This is a genomic window from Clostridium sp. C2-6-12 (genome assembly GCF_009928485.1).
Classification (GTDB): domain Bacteria; phylum Bacillota; class Clostridia; order Clostridiales; family Clostridiaceae; genus Clostridium.
This window is the reverse complement of sequence record NZ_JAABNP010000049.1, coordinates 24,877-30,929: the sequence shown is the minus strand read 5'-3', so window position 1 is coordinate 30,929 and position 6,053 is coordinate 24,877. Positions and strand designations below refer to the sequence as shown.

Sequence of the window (6,053 nt, the reverse complement as noted above, 5' to 3'; positions counted from 1 at the left end):
AACGAGTAATTCTATGAATAATCAAGCTATTTTTTCATAACAGCTTAACAGATTCTCATATGTTTTATTTCATACTCAAATATATATATTACATTTTAACTTTTTAATTCACATGTAAAAATTGACTATTATATATTTTACTATACAAACCATCTTTAGCTAACAATTCTTTATGAGTCCCCTGCTCAACAATATCCCCCTTATCCATTACTAATATCTTGTCTGCATTTTTTATAGTTGATAATCTGTGAGCTATTATAAAGCTTGTTCTTCCTTTCATTAAATTATCCATAGCACTTTGTATTTCTAATTCTGTACGTGTATCTACACTTGAAGTCGCCTCATCTAGAATTAAAATTTTAGGATCTGCTAAAATTGCACGAGCAATACATAAAAGCTGCTTTTGTCCTTGAGATATTGACGAATTTTCATCACTTAAAACCGTATCATATCCCTTAGGAAGTGCTCTTATAAAATCATCAATCTTAGCAAGTCTTGCTGATTCTTGAATTTCTGAAATATCTGCATTTTCTTTCCCATATGAAATATTGTCTTTTATACTTCCATCAAAAAGCCATGAATCTTGGAGCACCATACCAAATAGCCCTCGTAAATCACTTCGTTTTAATTTAGTAATATCAATACCATCAATTTCAATTTTTCCACTATTTAAGTCATAAAATCTAATAAGTAAATTTATCAGTGTAGTCTTTCCTGCACCAGTTGGACCAACTATAGCAACCTTTTCTCCTGCTGTCACCTTTAAACTCACTCCTGAAATTAGAATTTCTTTTTCATATCCAAACCTTATATTCTTAAATTCTATGTCACCTTTTGGCTCTGATATTGTTTTGTTATCTACAACATCTCCTTCTTCTTCAGCTTCATCTAAAATTTCAAAAACTCGTTCTGCTGAAGCAATAGCTGCCTGCATTGAATTTAATATATATGCAGCTTCAGTTAGTGGCTCTGATGCCTGGTCTACATATTGAAAAAAAGCTTGTATTATACCAATAGACAATCTTCCTTGAATTGCAAATATAGCTCCTATAGCAGCTATTACTACATATCCAAGTTGATTCATCAATCGAATTAAAGGATTTATGGCATAAGTTATAAATTGGGCTTTTTTCTCATCTGAATATAATTTCTCATTAGATATTTCCACAGCTTTTATTATATCTTCTTCCATATTGAAGACTTTCACTTCCATTTGTCCTGTAAAATATTCTTCAATTTGTCCATTAAATTTTCCTAAGGATTCTTGTCTATTGGTAAAAAGGTTAATGCTTTTTTTCTCAAACATAGATGCTGCTATAATTCCCATGATAATAATAAAAATAGCTACTAATGCTAATATCCAATTAATTAATATCATAAATGTAACAGCCCCTATTATTGATAGAACTGCTGTAATAAACTGCATAATTCCTGATTGCAGCGTGTCAGATACTTTTTCTAAATCATTTGATATCCTGCTTAAAATTTCTCCCTTTTTATGTGTATCATAATATTTCAAAGGTACTTTTGTAAGCTTTTCACTTAATTTTTTCCTTATTGATAACACTAAAGTTTGAGCTACTGATGCCATTATATACTGTTGTATGTAATTAGATATAAATGATAATAAATATATTCCTAAAAGCATAAAAGCCAGCTTCATTATAATATCAAATCTTATATTAAATTGACTGCTAGAAGTCGCATTTTTTATTCCATCGTATATAGTATTAATAGCTTCACTAAAAATTAATGGAGAAACCATTGTAAAGGCTAAACTCATAATAGCGAAAAATATTACAACAATTAATTTCCATTTTTGATTAAGGAGCAGCTTCATGAGCCTTTTTAAGGTTTTCTTGGTATCTTTTGCTCTTTCTATTGATATTTCACTATCGAATGAGAGTATATCATTTGATCTTTCATCATTCATTAGGCTAATTCCTCCTTGCTCAATTGTGATTCTGCTATTTTTATATAAACAGGGCAATTTCTCATAAGTTCCTTATGTGTTCCCTTCCCTACAATTTGCCCTTTATCTAAAACTATAATTTGATCGGCTTCCATAATTGAGCTTATTCTTTGAGCAATTGTTATAACTATTGACGATTTCAACTTTTTCTTCATTGCTGCTCTTAGTTTAGCATCGGTACTATAATCCAAGGCAGAAAAACTATCGTCAAATACATAAATATGGCTTTTCTTTACTAAAGCTCTTGCAATACATATTCTTTGTTTTTGTCCTCCTGAGAAATTACTTCCTCCTTGTAATACTATTGAATCATAATCAGATTTTAACTCCATTATAAAATTATCTGCTTGAGCTGTTACTGCAGCACTTCTTATTTCTTCTAAGGATGCATCTTTTTTTCCATGTCTTATATTGCTAGCTATACTTCCACTAAATAAAAATGCTTTTTGTGGAGAATAACTTATCATATTCCTTAAATCTTTTTGTAAAAACTTTTTTATATTTATGTCATTAATTAATATTTCTCCATCTTTAACATCATGTAGCCTTGGTATTAATTTACCAATTGTACTTTTTCCTGAACCTGTAGCACCTATAATAGCAGTTGTTTTACCTCTTTCACATATAAAGTTTAGGTCTTTTAATACTGGCTCCTGAGCATCTTTATAGGAAAATGTAACATTTCTAAATTCTAAACTTAGATTATTATTTAAGATTTTATCGGTTGTTTTTTCATCTATTATTTCAGGCTTGTAAGCTAATACTTCTAAAATACGCTTAGAGCATGCGCTGGAACGTGGTAAGTTCATAAGTACCATTACAGCCATAATTAAATATACAAGTATAATTATTGAATATTCTATAACAGCCATAATATCTCCAACTAACATTTCCCCAGCATTTATTCTTACTGCTCCAAACCATAAAATAGCTACAGTACATAAATTCAATATAAATAATATAAATGGCATTCCCATAGCAAATATCTTATTCATTTTTATGTTAATAACAGCATAACTTTCAAAAGTGCTATCCATTAGTTTTTTTTCATACCTATCACGATTAAAAGCACGTATAATTCGTATTCCAGAAATAAATTGTCTAACTCTAGAATTTATTTTATCCAATTCTTCCTGCATTCCAATAGATAAACCTATAACTCTTTTGCTTATAAGCAAAATAAATATTAAAAGCGTTAAACCTGTAATAAGAATTATTAAAGCCATATACTTGTCTTTTGAAAATGCTAATAACATTCCAGTTAAAGTAATAAACGGAACAGGGATAATCATTTCGAAAATCATTATAACTGTATTTTCAACTTGATTCACATCGCTTGTACATCTTGTGATCAAGGATGAAGTTGAAAAATTTTTATAGTCTTCTACAGATAACTTTTGTGAATGAAAAAATATTTTTCTCCGCATATCTCTAGAAAGTGTTGCAGATAAATTAGCAGACAAATATGTAGATAATATGGCTAATATTCCTGTAAATATTGCTACTCCTATCATTATCCCACCAGTTTTTAATACGTAATTTATATCTCCTTTTACTACTCCATTGTTAACTATACTAGCTGTCAAGGTTGGAACATATAATATTCCTAAGGTTTTCAGCAATATAACTATAATTAATGAAGTAACAACTACTTTATTAAACTTGAAATATTTAAGTAACTTTAGCATAACTTTCCCTTTCATTTTCAATTTAATTTTTAAATCTTACTTATTCATCCGATACTTTAACATCTAGAATATCTAAAATAAAAATAACTAAAGGTATTCCAAGCAATAATCCCCATGTTCCCATAAAATGTTCTCCAAAAATTAATATTATAAATACAAAGAATACTGGCAATGATGTTTTATCGGACATTAACTTTGGATTTAATATATAACTTTCTAACCCATGTAATAAAGCAATCATTAAAATAACGGATATTACTTTAATTACACCTCCAACATTAAATGCTATTAAACAAAGTGGTAATAAAGATATTATAACTCCAGCCACTGGTATAAAACTTAGCACAAATATCATAAAGCCTAGACCTATTATTTGTGGAAATCCCATAATCCATAAAGCTATGGTAGAAAGAATAGAATTTACTAATGCTATTAAAAATTGAGCTTGTATTACTTTTCCAAAGGAATTTAAGAAATTTAATCCAAAATACTCAAGACAATTGTAAAGTCTTGATACTTTACTCGTTTTAAATTTGCTTATAAATTTTTTTATTCTTTCTATATCTAAAATAAAAAGCATACTTAATATTAATGAAATGAATAAATTAGCACTTCCCTGTACTAAGCTTTTGCCCGTAACTATCAAAGTATTCATAAGCGTATCATAAGATTTTGATATATCAATTTGATTCCTTAAGATATCTATATATTCTTTCAAATTATCAGGTACATTTATCTTCCTTATCTCTTCATATATGCTTTGAATTTCTCTTATAATTTCAGGAATATACCTACATGCAAAAAATACTATTAATCCAAGAATAGCAATATATAAAACAATCGTTACTAAGGTTCTTGGTAAGTGGGTTTTACTTACTATATATTTTTGCAAATTATATAGTAAGTAAGAAAATAAAAATGTAAAAATAATTAGATTAAATAAATCTTTAATAAGATAAATTATTACGGCTATAAGCATAAATTCAATCACAGTTCTTATTACATTTTTCCAAAACTCATCTTTTTTTACTTCCATATTAAAATTCCTCCTCTGTAGCTTATACCGCTTATTCAAACCTCACTTGCTTACCAGATTAAAATTTTTTCAACTTAAATTTTGATATCATCATGTAAGCAAGAGCAATCATCAATATAATCGCTAAAATTATTATAGATATACTATTTTTAGGTACAAATAAAGAAAATAATGCAAGGATTGAACCAGCTACAGTTATTGGTATTCCAGTGAAAATTCCATTGAATTCACTAATATTATATTTTGCTAATCTATAGCAGCCACATATAATATAAACTTGCGCTGAAATAATTCCAATCACGTCAAAAGCATGATAAGAGAAAATGTATTTAGTAAATATTAATATAGCTGGTGCAATTCCAAAGGAAATTAAATCTGCTAAAGAATCTAGTTCTTTTCCTATTTCACTGGATACATTAAAAAATCTTGCAATTCTGCCATCATATCTGTCTATTAAAGCAGCAGCAATAATAAATAAAGCTCCTCTGCCAAAATTCTTATTGAAAACTTCAATTATTGAAAGAATTCCAAATGATAAATTCATAAATGTTAATATATTAGGTATAAGTTTTTTAACCATGCCTCCACTCCTTTTTTATTACTTAACTACATTTGTTCATTAACTTGATTGCCTTGGGAAAACTTACTTATAAGCTTATCCTTATAAATTATCCCTAATACAAATGAGATTAAAGCTATAAGTGAAATTATTATTGTTGACACATAATTTCCATAATGAATATTAGATCCTATTCCTACGGAAGCTAATAGCCATGGGAATCTACTTATAAATAAAATTCCAAAGAACTTCAATGGCTTTATTGGCGTTAACCCTGCTACATATATTAAAAAATCTTTTGGAAACCCAGGTATAATAAAAAATACAAATAATATAACGGAAAACTTTTTGCTATTCATAATATCCAAAAGCCAGTTAGACTTATTCTTTTTAATCAGTTTTTCTATAAAAGAAGCTCCTATTAATCTTGTGAAATAAAAAGCTATAATCCCACCAATCATAAGTCCTAATGTTGTATAAATTAGTCCAAGAGGAACTCCATATATATATCCACCTGCAACTTGAATTACCTCACCTGGAATTGGTGCAATAACAGTTTGAAGTATTTGAAAGAATATAAATAAAAATGCTCCAAACCTCCCTGTAGAAATTATATAATCTCTAAACTTATCAAGAGATGTTGTTAGTTCAAGAATATATGGTAAATACTTAATAGTTAATGTAATTGCTACTATTCCTAATACTCCTAATAATGTTTTTCCTATTAGTATTTTTTTTGTTCTATCCATAATTTTTCTCCTTTCTTCCTTGTAATGTGATAATTAAAATTTTATCTAT

The 6,053-nt window shown here is 28.0% G+C and carries 5 protein-coding genes; all 5 read right to left on the bottom strand.

Going from position 1 to position 6,053, the window contains the following annotated elements; all coding sequences use genetic code 11:
• Nucleotides 1–103 precede the first annotated feature (103 nt).
• Genes GXK56_RS25125 through GXK56_RS25105 form a run of 5 tightly spaced genes read right to left on the bottom strand, consistent with a single transcriptional unit; the run spans nucleotide 104 to nucleotide 6,004 of the window.
• Nucleotides 104–1,933, bottom strand: a complete 1,830-nt coding sequence (locus GXK56_RS25125) for an ABC transporter ATP-binding protein (RefSeq protein ID WP_160692645.1) — start codon at nucleotides 1,931–1,933, stop codon at nucleotides 104–106.
• Nucleotides 1,933–3,675 carry an ABC transporter ATP-binding protein gene (locus tag GXK56_RS25120; protein WP_347707976.1) on the bottom strand — a complete coding sequence of 581 codons (1,743 nt, stop codon included), beginning with the start codon at nucleotides 3,673–3,675 and terminating at the stop codon, nucleotides 1,933–1,935. The genes GXK56_RS25125 and GXK56_RS25120 overlap by 1 nt, the downstream gene beginning before the upstream one ends.
• Before the next feature lie 25 nt (nucleotides 3,676–3,700).
• A complete protein-coding gene (locus GXK56_RS25115) occupies nucleotides 3,701–4,696 on the bottom strand; it encodes an AI-2E family transporter (protein WP_160692641.1) in 996 nt (331 codons plus the stop codon).
• Nucleotides 4,697–4,754: 58 nt separating this feature from the next.
• Nucleotides 4,755–5,276, bottom strand: coding sequence for a CDP-diacylglycerol--serine O-phosphatidyltransferase (gene pssA / locus GXK56_RS25110; RefSeq protein WP_160692639.1), 522 nt, complete (start codon nucleotides 5,274–5,276; stop codon nucleotides 4,755–4,757).
• A 26-nt stretch (nucleotides 5,277–5,302) separates the two neighbouring features.
• Nucleotides 5,303–6,004, bottom strand: coding sequence for a VTT domain-containing protein (locus tag GXK56_RS25105; protein ID WP_160692638.1), 702 nt, complete (start codon nucleotides 6,002–6,004; stop codon nucleotides 5,303–5,305).
• Between the last annotated feature and the right edge of the window lie 49 nt (nucleotides 6,005–6,053).